Origin of the sequence: Porticoccus sp., from assembly GCF_041592135.1 — a bacterium.
GTDB lineage: Bacteria > Pseudomonadota > Gammaproteobacteria > Pseudomonadales > Porticoccaceae > Porticoccus.
Map to the genome: position 1 here is coordinate 1 of NZ_JBFHQR010000044.1, position 15,869 is coordinate 15,869.

Annotated in this window: 15 protein-coding genes and 1 other RNA gene; 9 read left to right on the plus strand and 7 right to left on the minus strand. The window is 59.9% G+C overall.

Annotated features, from left to right (window positions below; all coding sequences use genetic code 11):
* Both ilvA and ABY948_RS05945 read left to right on the plus strand, forming a co-directional pair.
* The coding region (ilvA, locus tag ABY948_RS05940; RefSeq protein WP_461481599.1) for a threonine ammonia-lyase, biosynthetic at positions 1-1,218 on the plus strand (1,218 nt) is incomplete at its 5' end.
* A 10-nt stretch (positions 1,219-1,228) separates the two neighbouring features.
* Positions 1,229-2,125 (plus strand): prenyltransferase, encoded by an 897-nt coding sequence (locus tag ABY948_RS05945; protein WP_461481600.1) that lies wholly within the window; start codon positions 1,229-1,231, stop codon positions 2,123-2,125.
* Here the strand turns inward: ABY948_RS05945 and ABY948_RS05950 are convergent.
* The 6 genes from ABY948_RS05950 to ABY948_RS05975 form a co-directional block, all read right to left on the minus strand.
* Positions 2,122-3,504: an alkaline phosphatase gene (locus ABY948_RS05950; RefSeq protein ID WP_461481601.1), complete on the minus strand. Its 1,383-nt coding sequence runs from the start codon at positions 3,502-3,504 to the stop codon at positions 2,122-2,124. The genes ABY948_RS05945 and ABY948_RS05950 overlap by 4 nt on opposite strands.
* A 13-nt stretch (positions 3,505-3,517) precedes the next feature.
* Complete coding sequence (gene pyk / locus ABY948_RS05955) at positions 3,518-4,942, minus strand: pyruvate kinase (RefSeq protein WP_461481602.1); 1,425 nt, start codon at positions 4,940-4,942, stop codon at positions 3,518-3,520.
* A 13-nt stretch (positions 4,943-4,955) separates the two neighbouring features.
* The gene (locus ABY948_RS05960; protein WP_461481603.1) at positions 4,956-5,555 is read right to left on the minus strand and encodes a 5-formyltetrahydrofolate cyclo-ligase; all 600 of its coding nucleotides are present in this window, start codon (positions 5,553-5,555) and stop codon (positions 4,956-4,958) included.
* Positions 5,556-5,589: 34 nt separating this feature from the next.
* A non-coding RNA gene (gene ssrS / locus ABY948_RS05965) (6S RNA) lies at positions 5,590-5,766 on the minus strand.
* 24 nt (positions 5,767-5,790) lie between these two features.
* The gene (locus tag ABY948_RS05970) at positions 5,791-6,099 is read right to left on the minus strand and encodes a cell division protein ZapA (RefSeq protein WP_461481604.1); all 309 of its coding nucleotides are present in this window, start codon (positions 6,097-6,099) and stop codon (positions 5,791-5,793) included.
* A gap of 5 nt (positions 6,100-6,104) precedes the next feature.
* Positions 6,105-6,311, minus strand: a complete 207-nt coding sequence (locus tag ABY948_RS05975) for a TIGR02449 family protein (protein ID WP_461481605.1) — start codon at positions 6,309-6,311, stop codon at positions 6,105-6,107.
* 201 nt (positions 6,312-6,512) lie between these two features.
* On the opposite strand from ABY948_RS05975, the gene ABY948_RS05980 reads away from it, so the two are divergent.
* The 5 genes from ABY948_RS05980 (at position 6,513) to gcvH (ending at position 11,469) form a co-directional block, all read left to right on the plus strand.
* Positions 6,513-7,061, plus strand: a complete 549-nt coding sequence (locus tag ABY948_RS05980) for a UPF0149 family protein (protein ID WP_461481606.1) — start codon at positions 6,513-6,515, stop codon at positions 7,059-7,061.
* Positions 7,062-7,144: 83 nt separating this feature from the next.
* Positions 7,145-8,434: a Xaa-Pro aminopeptidase gene (pepP, locus tag ABY948_RS05985; RefSeq protein WP_461481607.1), complete on the plus strand. Its 1,290-nt coding sequence runs from the start codon at positions 7,145-7,147 to the stop codon at positions 8,432-8,434.
* 50 nt (positions 8,435-8,484) lie between these two features.
* Positions 8,485-9,780 (plus strand): 2-octaprenyl-6-methoxyphenyl hydroxylase, encoded by a 1,296-nt coding sequence (gene ubiH, locus ABY948_RS05990; protein ID WP_461481608.1) that lies wholly within the window; start codon positions 8,485-8,487, stop codon positions 9,778-9,780.
* Complete coding sequence (locus tag ABY948_RS05995) at positions 9,773-10,990, plus strand: UbiH/UbiF/VisC/COQ6 family ubiquinone biosynthesis hydroxylase (protein ID WP_461481609.1); 1,218 nt, start codon at positions 9,773-9,775, stop codon at positions 10,988-10,990. The genes ubiH and ABY948_RS05995 overlap by 8 nt, the downstream gene beginning before the upstream one ends.
* An 89-nt stretch (positions 10,991-11,079) precedes the next feature.
* A complete protein-coding gene (gcvH, locus tag ABY948_RS06000) occupies positions 11,080-11,469 on the plus strand; it encodes a glycine cleavage system protein GcvH (RefSeq protein WP_461481610.1) in 390 nt (129 codons plus the stop codon).
* Positions 11,470-11,630: 161 nt separating this feature from the next.
* Here gcvH and hemB read toward each other — a convergent pair whose 3' ends face one another.
* Positions 11,631-12,644, minus strand: coding sequence for a porphobilinogen synthase (hemB, locus tag ABY948_RS06005; RefSeq protein WP_461481611.1), 1,014 nt, complete (start codon positions 12,642-12,644; stop codon positions 11,631-11,633).
* 437 nt (positions 12,645-13,081) lie between these two features.
* Between hemB and ABY948_RS06010 the strand changes: the two genes are divergently transcribed.
* Positions 13,082-13,957, plus strand: a complete 876-nt coding sequence (locus ABY948_RS06010; protein ID WP_461481612.1) for a TIR domain-containing protein — start codon at positions 13,082-13,084, stop codon at positions 13,955-13,957.
* A gap of 184 nt (positions 13,958-14,141) precedes the next feature.
* On the plus strand, positions 14,142-15,722 hold the full coding sequence (locus ABY948_RS06015) for a transposase (protein WP_461481613.1): 1,581 nt from the start codon (positions 14,142-14,144) through the stop codon (positions 15,720-15,722).
* Positions 15,723-15,869: the final 147 nt, after the last annotated feature.

The following is a 15,869-nucleotide window of genomic DNA, read 5'->3' on the forward strand; positions in this document are numbered from 1 at the left end:
CCGGAGACCACGCCGGGCATCAAGATCGAGGCGGTCCGCAGTCTCGGTGCCGAGATCGTGCTGCACGGGAGCTCCTACGACGACGCGAAGCGGCGCGCCGACGAGCTTGCCGCCCAACGTGGCCTCGTCTACATCCACCCCTTCGACGACCCGGAAGTGATCGCGGGGCAGGGCACCATCGCCATGGAGATTCTGCGCCAGGTGTCTGGCAACATCGATGCGGTGTTTATCCCGGTGGGCGGCGGCGGCCTCTGCGCCGGCATGGCCGCCTACATCAAATACGTGCGCCCGGAGATCAAGGTGATCGCCGTGGAACCGGACGATGCGGCCTGCCTGGCGGCCGCCATGGAGAAGGGGCGCCGGGTGCGCCTCAAGCACGTGGGCATTTTTGCCGACGGCACCGCCGTGGCGCAGATCGGCAGGGAAACTTTCCGGGTGCTGAAGGACACCATCGACGGCGTGATCACCGTCAATGCCGATGAAATCAGTGCCGCCATCAAGGATATCTTCGACGACACCCGCTCCATCTGCGAGCCCTCGGGCGCGCTGGGGGTGGCCGGCCTGAAAAAATACGTCGAACAGCACAGTTTGAAAGGCCAGACCCTGCTGGCGGTGGACAGCGGTGCCAACATCAACTTCGACCGGCTGCGCTATATTTCCGAGCGCACCGAAATCGGCGAGCGCCGCGAGGCGATCCTGGCGGTGACCATCCCCGAGCAACCGGGCAGCTTCAAGGCCTTTTGCACGGCGTTGAGCAAGCGCAACATCACCGAGTTCAACTACCGCATGGGCGACCCGGAGCAGGCCCATATCTTCGTCGGCGTGCAGGTGACCGGCGATGACGACCGCCTGCAACTGGTGGCCGACCTGACCGGCAAGGGTTACCCGCTGGTGGATATGACCGATAACGAAATGGCCAAGCTGCACATCCGCCATATGGTGGGTGGCCGCGCGGTGGAGGCCACCGATGAAGTGGTATATCGCTTCGAGTTCCCGGAGCGCCCCGGTGCCCTGATGAACTTCCTCAATCAACTGGGCGGGCGCTGGAATATTTCCATGTTCCACTACCGCAACCACGGCGCGGCCTACGGCCGGGTGCTGGCGGGCATGCAGGTGCCGGAGGGGGAGCAAAAGCTGGTTAAGCAGTTCCTCGACGACCTCGGCTACGTGTGGGCGGAGGAAACCGGCAACCCGGCATACAAGTTCTTCCTCAGCTGAAGGGGTGGCCGTGAAGGAATTCGCCGGGGATTTATTGGCTATCGCCCGCGGCCCCTTTCTGCTGCTGACCCCGGCGGTACTGTTCCCGGCAGTTGTTGCCAGTTATCGGTTTTCAGGAGCATTGCCGTGGTCGCTGGTGTTGCTGATTCTGATCGCCGGCCTGGCAGCCCATGTGGCCGTCAATGCCCTCAATGAATACCAGGACTTCAACAGCGGCCTGGATCGGGCTACCGAACGCACCCCCTTCAGCGGAGGCAGTGGTACCCTGCCGGCCAAACCCGCGCGGGCAAACAGTGCCAGGTGGCTGTTTGTGGTGTCCTTTGCGCTGATGGTGGCCATCGGCGTTTATCTGGGCTGGCGGGTGGGGCCCAAAATACTTTCCCTGGGACTGGTCGGTGGCCTGATCATCCTGGCCTATACCCGTTGGATTAACCGCATGCCAATGCTCTGTCTGGTGTCCCCGGGGGTGGGATTTGGCCTGCTGATGGTCAATGGTTCAGGGTGGTTGCTGACCGGCAGCTTCACCGCCAGCGTCCAGGTGGTCGCCTGGATAGTTTTTTTCCTGGTCAACGGCCTGTTGCTGCTCAATCAATTGCCGGATATCGAAGCAGACCGCGCCGTGGGGCGCCGCCAGGTGCCCGTGCTGCTCGGTATCGCCGCCAGTGTGCGCATCTACGGCCTGTTGCTGTTGGGTGCCTACGGTTCGCTGCTGCTTGGCTGCTGGCTGGGGGTGATGCCCGCCACGGCACTGCTGGCGCTGCTTACCCTGCCCTTGGCTGTGGGGGTGTTGCGGCGGCTATGGCATTGCGATGGCGGGCGACAGTTATTGATTCCGGCGCTGGGTCAGAATGTGGCACTGGTGTTGGCGACGCCGATCCTGCTGGGGGTTGGGCTGCTGCTCGGTTAGTCTGTGGCGGCGTTCAGACCCAGGTGGTCGCGCATCAGGCGGTTGAGCTGGCGCTGGTCCATCAGGGGCGGCACCTGTGCCGCATCGATTCCCTGTAGATAAACCGGCACATTGACGCCGGTGTGCACTTCGCCCCGGCCGTTGGGCGGGGCGTTGGTGGCATAGCTCACCGCCATCAGTTCCCCGCTGCGGGTTTTCAGCACCGCGTAATAGCCGGGGGGGTACTGCCTGTTTCCCCAGGCCAGGAAATATTCCGGCAGCGGAATGATCTGCCCCGCCTGGCCGTGGTCGGCGGTGACGATGATCAGCGTGTTGGGGTGGCTGCGGGCAAACTCGCGCCCCGCCTGTACCGCCAGGTCAAAGGCGCGCAGTTCACCGATTTCCCCGCAGGGGTTGCGCCGGTGTGCCTGCTTGTCGATGGCGGCGCCCTCCACCATCAGGAAAAATCCCTTTGCATTGTCGGCTGACAGCCGTGTCAGCGCGGCGGAGGTCATCTCCTTCAGTGTCGGTGTTCCCCGGTGGTCGGGATTGTCAACACAGGCAAAGGGTTCGGAAAACTGTGGTTCGCCCAGCCAGTTCAGCGCAATGGGTTGCGCCCGCCGGTTACCCTCGCCGATCCATTCCACCGGTAGATGACCGGGGGCGAACAGTCCCAGTAATTTGCTGCCGGGGCCCTTTTCCAGTAGCTCACGGCGTCGGCTTAACAGCTTGTATCCCTGGCTGGCGGCGGCCTTTTGCAAATCAGTGCCTTTACTGGATTGGGCAAAATATCGTTTGCCGCCACCCAGCAAGACGTCGATGTTGGCAGCAAGCAGTTGCTCGGCAATGGAGCCCTTGCCTCCCCGGCTGTGCTGATCTGCCATGCACTGTTGTGTGGCCGCAGCGTAACCAATGGCCTTGGCCATGTCGGCGGGACTCTGGCAGCTGCGGTGCGCGGTGTGGGCGGCAAAAGCCGCCGGGGTGGCATCGGTGAGGCTGGCGGTGGATACCAGTCCGGTGCGCAAGCCCGCCTTTTGGGCCGCTTCCAGAATGGTGCTCTGGTCTTGATCGGTGGTGGCGCTGGTGGCAATGCGGCCGAGGCTGGTGAGCTGGCCGGTGGCCAGGGTCGTGGCGGTGTTGGCACTGTCGGCCACATAGCGGAACTGGCCCGGATCATCCTCGCGCACTGTCTGCACCCGCGCCGAGCTGCGCAGCGGCAGTTGCTCCATGGCCAGGGCGCCTTCCGCGCCGTACAGGTAATTGCGCGCCAGGGTGACCTGGTGCTCGTCCATGCCGTCGCCGATAAACAGGATAACGCTGGCGGGCGGCTGTTCAGCAGCCAGTGACAAGGTCGCCGTCCATGCCAGCAGCAGTGGGGCGACCCTGGCTAAACGGCGCATCGCTGTAAGCGCTTTATTCGGTGGGCAGCTTCAGCAGGTCGCCGAGCTGGCGGATCTGAATCGCATCGATACCGGAACCGGCCAGGGCATCGGAAATCACCACCAGCCGGTCTTCGGGAGTGAATTCGGCCCGCTCGATGAGAATGTTGGCGGCGGTGGCCAGGGTTTTTTCCGGGTCCTCGCTGAAATTGATGCGGAAGCTCAGCACGTTGCGGTTCAGCACCAGCTGGCGGCGGGTGCGGCTGTCGTTGGTGAAGGCGCAGATGATGGGCGTCTGCGGGTGACAGTTGGTGACATAGCTGGCCATGCGCCCGCGTCGGGTGGGCACGATAATCGCTTTGGCCTGTATGGATTCCGCCAGTTTCACCGCGGCGGCGGCGATCTCTTCCTTGTCGTTCTTGAGAATCAGCCCATCGGTAAACCGCAGGCCGGGACTCTGCTCAATAGAGCGGGCGATGCGGTCGAGGATTTCCACGCATTTGACCGGATATTTGCCGATGGTGGTTTCGCCGGAGAGCATGATGGCGTCCGCCTCTTCGTAGACGGCGTTGGCCACGTCGGTGACTTCTGCGCGGGTCGGGATGGGGTTTACAATCATCGACTCCAGCATGTGGGTGGCGACGATGACCCGTTTGCCCTGTTGGGCGCAGAGGCGAATGATGCGGCGCTGCACCCGGGGCAGTTTCTCGATGGCAATTTCCACGCCCAGGTCGCCCCGCGCCACCATCACCCCGTCAGAAACCGCGACAATCTCCTCGAGGTTCTTGACGCCTTCCTGATCCTCAATCTTGGAAATGATCTTGATTTTGTCCGCTTTGTCGCCCAGCAGTTCGCGCAGTTGCAACACGTCGGCGGCGTCGCGCACGAAGGACAGGGCGATAAAATCCACTTCCTGTTCAATGGCAAATTCGATATCGCGCTTGTCTTTCTCGGTAATGGCCGGCAAGTTAACGCGGATGCCCGGCAGGTTCACATGGCGCTTGCTCTTCAGCACGCCGCCATCCACCACCCGGCAGCGCATCACCCGGTCTTCCTTGCTCAGGACTTCCAGGTTAATCAGGCCATTGTCCACGGTAATCTTGTCACCGATCGCCACATCATCGATCAAATCTTCGTAGTTGATACGGATGGAGCTGGCCTCCACATCGTCCTCGCCACGGGCCACCACGGAAATTTCATCCCCCTGTTTCAGATCCAGGTCGTTTTTAATGTCGCCGGTGCGGATCTCCGGTCCCTGGGTATCCATCAGTACCGCGATGGGGTGATTGACCTTTTTGTTGAGGGTGCGGATGGCCTTGATCACCTTGGCGTGGGATTCGTGTTCGCCGTGGGACATGTTGAGGCGCACGATATTCATGCCGGCATTGGCCAGCTGTTCCAGCATTTCATAGGACTCGGTGACCGGACCGATGGTGCAGATAATCTTGGTTTTGCGCATAGTGGGCTGCTTCTTAAGCTGTTACTTGTGAACCTGGGACAGGACGGGCCTGGATGACCTGGCGCTCTGTCACGATCGCGTGCAGCGGAATATCCCAGGGTTGCCGGGCAATACTATCAGTTTCCTGGCAGCTGTGGGCCAATCCGATCAACAGCGTACGCCGTCCGAGCCGGCTCAGGGTGCGGTCGTAAAAACCGGCCCCCATGCCCAACCGGTTGCCCTGGCGGTCGAAGGCCACCAGCGGCAGCAGAATGATATCGATGGCGTGCAGCGAGGCGATTGAATTGCCCCGCAGCGAGGGTTCGCGAATGCCAAAGCGGTTGGCCACCAGGGCATCGTCCCGCCGGTGGCGAACAAAGTGCAGGCGATTCTGTTTCAGGGGGTGCAGCACCGGCAGGTAGCAGTGCTTGCCCGCGCGCTGGGCTATTCCCATGGCGAACTGCGGGTCGATTTCCCCGTCATTGGCCAGGTAGAAGGCGATGCGCTGACGGTAGCGAAAAGCGGGGAGGCGACAGAGCTGCTCGGCGAGACCGTTGCCGGCGTGTTGCTGCTGCTGCCGGGTCAGGGCGCGGCGGCGTTTGCGCATCAGGCTGCGAATGGCCTTGTTGTCCATGGACGCTGGGTTACCTGGGAGCGATGAAAGTTGGGATGTCCCCGGTGGTGCCGCTGTCAACGTGGCCTTGAACCGTGAAGTTCAAGGTGGCGGCTACAGCGGTACTTAAGGCTTTCCGTCGTGCGGACATGCACACCGTACCGTCTTGTAACCTCCAGGTTACAGATTATCGGCTCAAGGACTTGTCAACTGGCAAGCACCCCAGGGCGTTGGGGGATTATACCCCAGACCGGGGTTAAAAGGACGTGGTCTGTTCGAAACCTTCCAGCGCGGCGGACAGCTTGTGGTCCAGCCGTTGAAAGGCTTCATCGGAAAGGCTGTTGCCGGCGGCCTGTGACTCCAGCTTGGAGAGGTCATAGGTGAGGTTCAGCGCCGCCATCACGGCGATGCGCTCCAGGCCGATGACGCTGCCGGAATTGCGGATCGAGCGCATCCGCTCGTCCAGGGCGCGGGCCGACTGCAGTAGGGCGTCGCGCTCTTCCGTGGGGCAACTGACCTGGTATTCCTTGTCGAGAATGCGGATGTTGACGGTCTGCTGGTTCATCGGGGTCAACTTTCGTTGTTGAGGTTTTTCAGGCGCACAATCATGTGCTCCACGCGGTTGCGGGCCAGTTCATTTTTTTCCAGCAGCCGGCTGCGCTCCCGCAACAGGCTCGCCTCGCGCTCCCGCAGGGACAGGTTTTCTTTTTGCAGGCGTGCGCAAATATTGATCAGTCGATCAATCTTCTGTTCGAGGGTATGCAAATCGTCTGACATTGCCGTGGCCGTGGATTGTCCTTCACGGCAACTATATTGTGCTGCAACTGAGCGGTCAATCATCCTTATGATGTTTCGAGATAACTGGCCTAGCTTCTTGCTGAAATAGGATTTTTTATTCACACCTGTGCAGCGGGATGATTGGTGTGTGGAAGGGTGATAGGATTCCGATTCTTTCTAGCCTGGAATGCAGGGTTTACCATGGATTTTAATGACATTGCCGACGGCTTTGTACTCGCCAATCTGCCGGGCAGTCCCTCGGAGCTGCACGGCATGCTGTGCGGCCGGATCTGCGGCGGCCAGGGGGCCGAGGATGACCAGTTGATCACACTGCTCGCCGAGATGCTCGATGAAGCGCCGGAGCGGGTGGAAGACCTGGGCGACATGTTGCCGCAACTGTACGCCTATTCCCGAGAGCAGATCTGCGGCGATGGCTTTCAGTTTCAGCCGCTGCTGCCCGACGACGACATTGAGCTGAACCAGCGCCTCGAAGCGCTCGGCGACTGGTGCCAGGGCTTCCTGTTTGGCCTCGGCAACTCCGGCCTCGCGGGCGAGACCGATCTGGCGGGGGATATCGCCGACGCCCTGCGCGACCTGGCGGCCATTTCCCAGATCGGCATGCTCGAGGAAGAGGACGAAGAGGACGAAGTCAGCTATACCGAATTGGTAGAATATGTCCGGGTGGCGGTATTGCTGGTACATGCGGAGTTGAGCGTACCCCGCGGCGAGCAGTCCCGAACGCTTCACTAATTTATCGGGTCGCGGCGCCATTGAGCAGCGGCGCCCCCATTGAGCAGCGGCACCAGCGGCCCAGCGAGAGACCACAACAGCCTATGATCAGCAGACAGGAATTTGCCCGGCGCCGAGAAACTCTCATCGAGCTGATGGCGGAAAACAGCATTGCCATCGTCACCGCGGCGCCGGAGCGGGTGCGCAACCGCGATGTCCATTATCCCTACCGCCAGGACAGCGACTTCTACTACCTGACGGGCTTTCCGGAGCCCGAAGCGGTGCTGGTGCTGGTGCCCGGCCGGGCGCAGGGCCAGTTCCTGCTGTTTTGTCGCGACCGCAACCCGGAGCGGGAGATATGGGACGGCTATCGCGCCGGCCCCGAGGGCGCCTGTGCCGAATACGGTGCCGACGACGCCTTCCCCATCGACGATATCGACGACATCCTGCCGGGGCTGCTGGAAGGCCGCGACCGGGTCTATTACGCCATGGGCAAGGACCCCGCCTTTGACCGCCACCTGATGGACTGGGTCAACAGTATTCGCGCCCGCGCCAGAACCGGGGCGACGCCGCCCGGTGAATTTGTCGATCTGGACCACCTGCTGCACGAGCTGCGCTTGTTCAAAAGCAGCGCCGAGCAAAAAATCATGCGCACCGCCGGGGAAATTTCCGCCCGCGCCCACCGCCGTGCCATGCAGGTGTGCCGCCCCGGCATGTACGAGTACCAGTTGCAGGCGGAAATCGAACACGAGTTCGCCATGGCCGGTTCGCGCTTTCCCGCCTATGGCTCCATCGTCGGCGGTGGCGCCAACGGCTGCATCCTGCATTACGTGGAGAACAGCGCTCAACTGAAAGACGGCGATCTGGTGTTGATCGATGCGGGCTGCGAGTTGCAGCACTACGCCTCGGATATCACCCGCACCTTCCCGGTCAACGGCAAGTTCTCGGCGGAGCAGAAGGCCGTCTACGATGTGGTGCTGCAATCCCAGTTGGCGGCCATCGAGGTCTGCAAGGTGGGCAACCACTGGAATGATCCCCACCAGGTTACCGTCGAAGTGATCACCGACGGCCTGGTCGATCTCGGCCTGCTCAATGGCGAGCGCAACGAACTGATCGAAACCGGCGCCTACCGGGATTTCTATATGCACCGCGCCGGCCACTGGCTGGGCATGGATGTGCACGACGTCGGCGACTACAAGGTGCACGACGAGTGGCGGGTGCTGGAGCCGGGCATCTACATCTCCCCGGACAATCAAAAGGTGGACGCCCGCTGGCGCGGCATCGGCATTCGCATCGAGGATGATGTGCTGGTCAGAACCAAGGGTCCGACGGTGCTGTCCGGCGATGCCCCCAAGACCACCGGGGATATCGAAGCCCTGATGGCCGATAAATAGATAGATGGCGGGTAACTAGATTGCAGGCCAATAGCGTGCGGGAAAGTAGCGTGAGCACCGAGCGACGAGATTCAGTGGATATTGCCATTGTCGGCGGCGGCATGGTGGGCGCCAGCCTGGCGCTGTTGCTGTCGGCCCTCAACCCCAAGTGGCGCATCCGGGTGATCGAGGCGGTGGCACTCGAGCAGAGCGGCCAAGCGGCGCAACCTGTCCCGGTGCAACCCAGTTTCGATGCCCGTTCCACGGCGCTGTCGCAAAGCAGCCGGGAGATTTTTGAGCAGTTGGGCCTGTGGGCGGACCTTGCCCCCGGACTCGCGGCGATCAGCCAGATTCATGTTTCCGATCGCGGCCATATGGGCACCGCGCGCCTCCACGCCGCCGAGCAGCGGCTGCCGGCCCTCGGCTATGTGGTGGAAAACCGCTGGTTGGGCAGCGTGCTGATGCAGGCCCTGCAACGGGCGCCGAACGTGGCATTGCTGGCGCCGGCCAGTGTGGTCGCGGTGGTGCCGCGTCGGGACGGCGTCTTGCTGTCGCTGGAGACCAGCGGGGCTGCTGAGGGCGGTGACGGGTTCAGCCCGTTTTTGGCCCGGCTGCTGGTGGTGGCGGACGGTGCCCAGTCGCGCACCCGCGATCTGCTGGGCATTTCTGCCAGCAGCAAGGATTACGGCCAGGTGGCGATCATCGCCAATCTGTCCCTGCAGCAGGATCACGGCGGTGTCGCCTACGAGCGCTTTACCGATCTGGGTCCCATGGCCCTGTTGCCGCTGTTGCCCCTCGACGGCGAGCACCGGGCGGCGCTGATCTGGACGCTGCCGCCGGAACGGGCCGCCGCCATGCTGGCGGCAGATGACGCGGCCTTTCTCGCCGAGCTGCAACAGCGCTTCGGCCACCGGCTCGGTCACTTCCAGCGGGTCGGCAGCCGCCACAGTTATCCCATCCGGCTGATTACCAGCGATGAACAGGTGCGCCGCCACGTGGTAGTGGCGGGCAATGCCGCGCACTCCCTGCATCCGGTGGCGGGACAGGGCTTCAATCTGGCCCTGCGGGATCTGGCGGTGCTGGCGGAGGTACTCGGTGAAACCGTCGCCGGTGACGAGGCCATCGGCGATCTGCCGGTACTGCAGCGCTATCTGCAGCGCCAGCAGGCCGACCAGCAACAAACCATTTTACTCAGCGACCTGTTGCCCCGCGTGTTTGGCCTGGATGCCGCGCCGGTGGCGCTGGCCCGCAACATGGGCCTGCTGGCGCTGGATGCGGTGCCGCTGTTGCGGCAGCAGTTCGCCCGCCTCGGCATGGGGCTGGAAACCCGTGGCACCGACCTGCAGCGAGGTGTTGCCAATGACTGATCACCAGTTCGATATCGTGGTGGTCGGCGCCGGCATGGTGGGCGCCAGTTTTGCCGCCCTGGTGGCGGGATCGGACTGGGGGCAAACCCTGCGCATCGGTGTGCTGGAAGCCAGCCCGTTTGCGATGCCGGATCTCTCCGATAGCTTTGATCCCCGGGTGGTGGCTCTGACCGCCACCTCCCGCCAGTTGCTGGACCGCGTGGGGGTGTGGCAACAGATCGCCGACCGGCGCGCCTGCCCCTACCGCCGCATGGCGGTGTGGGAGGCCGATGGCACCGGCCACATCGAATTCGACTGCGCCGAAGTGCGCCAGCCCAACCTCGGCCACATTGTCGAAAATGCCCTGATCGTGCAGGCGCTGCTGCAGCGGCTGGGACAGCTGCCCAATGTGACGCTGCTGTGCCCGGCCCAGGTAACGGGGCTTGAGCGGGAGGCCGACAGCCAGGCCGTGATTATTCGCCTGGCGGATGGCGGCAGCGTCGCCACCCGGCTGTTGGCCGCCGCCGATGGCGCCCACTCCAAGGTGCGCGAACTGTGCGGCCTGCCACTGCGCCAGTGGGATTACGGTCACCAGGCCATTGTCACCACGGTGACCACCGAGCGGGAACACGGCTACACCGCCCGCCAGCGCTTTCTCCCCGAGGGGCCGCTGGCATTCCTGCCGCTGCGGGATGAACAGGGCGATTGCCACCACTGCTCCATCGTCTGGTCCCAGCAGCCGGAAAAGGCCGCCGAGTTGATGGCGCTGGACGATGCCGCCTTTTGCCGGGCGCTGACTCGGGCCGGTGATCACTGTCTGGGTGAAGTGGTCGCCGTCGATAAACGCTATGCCATTCCCCTGTGGCAGCGCCATGCGGTGGACTACGTACTGCCCGGCGTGGCCCTGCTGGGGGATGCCGCCCACACCATCCACCCGCTGGCGGGCCAAGGAGTCAACCTCGGCTTTCAGGATGTGCTGGTGCTGGCGGAGGAAGTGCAGCGCTCGCTGTCGCGGCAGCTGTCCCCCGGTGAGCTGAATGGCCTGAAGCGCTACCAGCGCCGCCGCAAACCCCACAATCTGGGCATGATGGTCACCATGGAAGGCTTCAAGCGCCTGTTTGAGTCCCGGGGACTGCCCCTGCGCCTGCTGCGCAACGACGGCCTGAAGCTCGCCAACCGGCTGGGTCCGATTAAAAATCGCCTGGTTCGCCAGGCGATGGGCCTTGGCTGACCGAAAGCGCTGTTGCCAGCTCTTTAGTTTGGGCGCATTCGGGTTTAAAATCCCCGCAGTTTTTGACCGCTAATCTTGAGGAAGCCACCATGAGCGAGACCCCTTCTGACCTGAAATACGCCAGCACCCACGAATGGGCTCGCGACGAAGGTGATGGCACTGTGACCGTGGGTATTACCGACCACGCCCAGGACGCCCTCGGCGACGTGGTCTATGTGGAGCTGCCCGAGATCGGCGCCATCGTCACCGCCGGTGATGAAGCGGGGGTGGTGGAATCGGTGAAAGCGGCTTCCGATGTCTATGCGCCGGTGTCCGGCGAGGTGATTGCCATCAACGAGCTGCTGGAAAATGCCCCGGAAACCATCAATGACTCCCCCTACGACGACGGCTGGTTCTACAAAATCAAAATGTCCGAGCCGGAAGAGCTGGACGACCTGATGGATGCCGAGGCCTACGCCGACGCTTCCGGCGACGACTGATTCGTCCGGTTGAAACATCAAAAAGGGGCTGCCATTGGCAGCCCCTTTCTTTTGCCGGTAACTAATGTGCCGGTACGTAATGGTCGCTCAGGGAGTTAAGAGCCCTCAGCGGATAAAGAGCCTTCAGCGGATAAAGAGCCTTCAGCGGATAAAAAGAGCCCTTATTTGTTTAACAGCCTCGCCGCCTCCATGGCAAAGTATGTGAGCACCCCATCGGCTCCGGCGCGCTTGAAGCACAGCAGCGATTCGAGAATGATCTGCTCGCGATTCAGCCAGCCATTCTGGAACGCCGCACAGTGCATGGCGTATTCGCCGCTCACCTGGTACACAAAGGTGGGGGCTTTCAGTTCATCCTTCACCCGCCGCACCACATCCAGGTAGGGCATGCCCGGCTTCACCATGATCATGTCCGCCCCTTCCTGCAAATCCAGGGCGCACTCGTGTAATGCTTCATCGCTATTGGCCGGGTCCATCTGATAGGTTTTTTTGTCGCCGCCCTTGATGTTGGCGGCGGAACCCACCGCATCCCGGAACGGGCCGTAATAGCTGGAGGCGTACTTGGCGGAATAGGCCATGATGCGGGTGTTCACATGGCCGTGCTGTTCCAGAATATTGCGCACCGCACCGATGCGACCATCCATCATGTCCGAGGGTGCCACCACATCGGCACCGGCCGCGGCGTGGGACAATGCCTGTTTGATCAGGGTTTCCACGGTGATGTCGTTCAGCACATAGCCGCTGTGCTCGTCGATAATGCCGTCCTGGCCGTGTACAGTGAACGGGTCCAATGCCACGTCGGTCATCACCCCCAGTTCCGGCACAGCATCCTTGATCGCCTTCACCGCCCGCTGGGCCAGACCGTCCGGATTGTAGGCCTCTTCCGCCAGCAACGTCTTGGCGGACTGCGGCGTCACCGGGAACAGCGCCACCATGGGAATGCCGAGGTCGGCGATCTCCCGGGCCTGTTGCACCAGCAGGTCGATGGACAGTCGTTCGATGCCGGGCATGGAGGCCACCGCCTCGCGCTGGCCGGAACCCTCCAGCACAAACACCGGGTAAATCAGGTCGTCGGGGGTCAGCACCGATTCGCGCACCAGGCGGCGGGAAAAATCGTCGGCGCGGTTGCGACGCAGGCGGGTGGCGGGAAAGGGTCCGCGATTGTGGCTGAAACTCATGGCTGCTCCGGGTTTGCTAAGCCTGAGGATAATAGGTGGGATGGGGCGGTTAATCAATTTGTTGCAACGGCAGTCACCCGGCAGCGGTTGCGAGCCCTGACAGGGAGTGGAATACTTGTGCCAATTGCGAGGGAAGGGCGGTCATGTGCGGCAAGCCCGCCACAAACCAAGGGAATGGTGATGACGATATTGCAAAACAACCCTATCGAACCGGCAACGAATTCAGCTTGCCAGCTTTTTTTGTCCAGCAGACTAAACACGACCCTGATAACAGATTTTGGAAATCTGGTGGTGTATAGATTGTTGTGGAAATCAACGTGTTACGGAAGACTACGGGTGCCAGCATAATATATTACAGTGGCCGCCTTTTAATAATTATTATGAGGCCGAAGGCCTCATTAACAGACTGTTAAGCTTCTTCAAAATCGGAGTAATAAATGGCTAGAAGAAAATCTCCTCCCGTTAAAGAAAAAATACCATTGGAGTTGGCGGCTCCAAGAGAGGAAGCAAAAGAAAAGCTCCAAGCTAGGATTGAGCAGGGTAAATCGTTGCACTCGAAACCGATAAATACACCGCAAGAGCTAGATGCCGAAGAAAAAGCATATGAAAAGTGGGATTCTTTCAATAAAGAGCTTCTAAAGCGATTGTTTACTTCAGATGAGCTATGCGAGGAATACAGTCGTTGGGTAGGTGGCGCTGTAATGATGATGAGAGAGCGCTACTTTAGTGAGAAGGTGTCTGAGCACCAAGAAGAAATAGACGAGAAAATACACCGATTAGACTCCGTCATTGAAAGGCTTGAGCTGATCCCCGAATCAATATCAATTGAATCATCTTTGGTTAATAAGATAGAACCAGCAGCCCCTCTTGATAAATCGAAAATATTTATCGTTCATGGCCATGATAACGAGGCGAAATTGGAGGTTGCTAGGTTCATAGAACAAATAGGATTCACGCCGATCATTCTCCATGAGCAGGCCAGTGGAAGTAAAACGATTATTGAGAAAATTGAGTCTTACTCAGATGTAGGTTTTGGCATCGTTATTTATACGCCCTGTGACATCGGAAAGAAAAATAGTGATGCAGCTTCTTATCAGGGGAGAGCTCGCCAAAACGTGGTGTTTGAGCATGGGTTCCTAATTGGCAAGCTTGGTCGATCTCGAGTTTGCTCGCTAGTGAAAGGTGATGTGGAAAAACCGAACGATATTTCGGGCGTGGTGTACACATCAATGGACGGTGGGAGCTGGAAAATTGAACTGGCTAAAGAGCTAAGAGCCGCAGAGTACCCGATTGATATGAATAAAGTAATTTAAGCTTAACAAGCGGCTCCACGCAGACACCCAAACCTACGCTGCTTTTGTGGGTTTCGCTGCGCTCACTTTACCACAAAAGCCTCTCCGGTTTGGGCGCTGGTGAGCCGAGCGTTGAGGCTGTAGAAAAACCCCTTTTTGGATGATGTTTTGATAACATTGGCGAATGCATTAAGGAGCGATGCCGATGCCAAAATTCAAGCCCTACGATTACAACCAAAGCGCGATGGTGGTCATCAATTACCGGGACCAGCTTCAGCCCGGCACCTTCGAACACGCGCTTCATCATCTGATTGATAACCGACTCGATCTCTCCATTTTTTATCCCAATTATCAGAACGATGCAGGAGGCCGCCCGGCCTATGATCCCGCGATTCTGTTAAAAATCATTCTATTTGCGTATTCCAAAGGCGTGACATCGAGCCGTGCCATCCAGTGGTGCTGCGAAACCAACATTATCTTTAAAGCACTCTCCTGCGATACGGTGCCGCACTTTACCACCCTTGCCAGCTTCGTCAGCAGTTACCCCCGGCAGATAGAACAGTTGTTTGAGCAAATTCTGCTGGTGTGTCATCAGCAAGGTTTACTGGGCAATGAGCTGTTTGCCATTGATGGCTGCAAACTGCCATCCAACGCCGCCAAGGAATGGTCGGGTACGTTGAAGGAGCTGGCACAGAAGCGGGAAAAACTCAAGCGGCAGATTCGCCACTGTCTGAAGGAGCATCGCAAGCTGGATAAAGAGGGCGATGATGCGGCGAGCCAGGAACGGGTGAAGCGGTCGCAGCAAACCCTCGACACACTGGACGCGGCGTTTGAACGGATTGACCAGTTCCTAAAGACGGCAGCCCCAAGGATGGGGCAAGGTAAGCGACCCAAAGAAGTCAAAAGCAATATCACCGACAATGAATCGGCGAAGATGACCACGGGCAAAGGGACGATACAGGGCTATAACGGTATCGCCGTGGTCGACAAGAAACATCAGGTCATCCTGGATGCCCAGGCCTTTGGCGAAGGCCAGGAACACCATGCGCTCAGGCCGGTATTGGAAACGGTGAAAGTGCGACTCAACACCTTGGGTATCCGCAAGGACATCTACAGAGGCCGCTATAAGCCCATCATCACCGCCGACACCGGCTTCGCCAATGAAGCCAATATGACCTATCTCCACGACAATCGGGTTGACGCCTATATTCCGGACAATCAGTTTCGTTCTCGCGACCCGAAATTCCAGGCCCAGAAAGCCAAGTACGGCAAGCGCCACCAACACAAGCCGGACAGCCAAACGCGCCAGCTGATCCCGGCGAGCGAGTTTGACTTTGATCCCGTTGGCATGACCTGTATCTGTCCGGCGGGCAACAGGCTCAGCTTTCGGGGTGAACGAACTGACGAGTACGGGAATCCCAAGGCCCACTTTGAAGGGCGGTTATTGCAGTGTCGGCACTGTGAGATAAAAGCGCTCTGCATGCAAAATCCCTCGGCGGCGGATCATCGCAAGGGGGCTGGTCGTCAGGTATCGTTTATCCTGGCAGGGAAGCGAAGGCCCAACCACACCGACTGGATGAGACATCGCGTTGACAGCGACAGGGGCAAACAGATTTACGGCCACCGCATGTCGGTGGTGGAGCCGGTGTTTGCCAACATCACGACAAACAAGCGTTTGAACCGATTTGGATTGCGTGGCCGACAGAAGGTGGATGGGCAATGGAAACTGTATTGCATGGTGCACAATATTGAGAAGTTAATGAATTATGGAAACATAGCGGCCTGAGGGTGCAGGGATCAGCCGCTTAATGTGTGTTGTGCAGCAATACATTTTAATAATACTTGAATAGCAAAAACCGATGAGCCATGACATGGAAAATCAGAAGATGGGAAGTGTGATCTGGCTAAAATGGGTTTTTCTACAGGCTCGTTA

What these genes read in the sequence shown, in the direction of transcription:
- ABY948_RS05950 (WP_461481601.1), bottom strand. Translation starts at nt 3,504, where the DNA reads ATGCGCCGTTTAGCCAGGGTCGCCCCACTGCTGCTGGCATGGACGGCG.
- pyk (WP_461481602.1), bottom strand. Translation starts at nt 4,942, where the DNA reads ATGCGCAAAACCAAGATTATCTGCACCATCGGTCCGGTCACCGAGTCC.
- ABY948_RS05960 (WP_461481603.1), bottom strand. Translation starts at nt 5,555, where the DNA reads ATGGACAACAAGGCCATTCGCAGCCTGATGCGCAAACGCCGCCGCGCC.
- ABY948_RS05970 (WP_461481604.1), bottom strand. Translation starts at nt 6,099, where the DNA reads ATGAACCAGCAGACCGTCAACATCCGCATTCTCGACAAGGAATACCAG.
- ABY948_RS05975 (WP_461481605.1), bottom strand. Translation starts at nt 6,311, where the DNA reads ATGTCAGACGATTTGCATACCCTCGAACAGAAGATTGATCGACTGATC.
- ABY948_RS05980 (WP_461481606.1), top strand. Translation starts at nt 6,513, where the DNA reads ATGGATTTTAATGACATTGCCGACGGCTTTGTACTCGCCAATCTGCCG.
- pepP (WP_461481607.1), top strand. Translation starts at nt 7,145, where the DNA reads ATGATCAGCAGACAGGAATTTGCCCGGCGCCGAGAAACTCTCATCGAG.
- ABY948_RS05995 (WP_461481609.1), top strand. Translation starts at nt 9,773, where the DNA reads ATGACTGATCACCAGTTCGATATCGTGGTGGTCGGCGCCGGCATGGTG.
- gcvH (WP_461481610.1), top strand. Translation starts at nt 11,080, where the DNA reads ATGAGCGAGACCCCTTCTGACCTGAAATACGCCAGCACCCACGAATGG.
- hemB (WP_461481611.1), bottom strand. Translation starts at nt 12,644, where the DNA reads ATGAGTTTCAGCCACAATCGCGGACCCTTTCCCGCCACCCGCCTGCGT.
- ABY948_RS06010 (WP_461481612.1), top strand. Translation starts at nt 13,082, where the DNA reads ATGGCTAGAAGAAAATCTCCTCCCGTTAAAGAAAAAATACCATTGGAG.
- ABY948_RS06015 (WP_461481613.1), top strand. Translation starts at nt 14,142, where the DNA reads ATGCCAAAATTCAAGCCCTACGATTACAACCAAAGCGCGATGGTGGTC.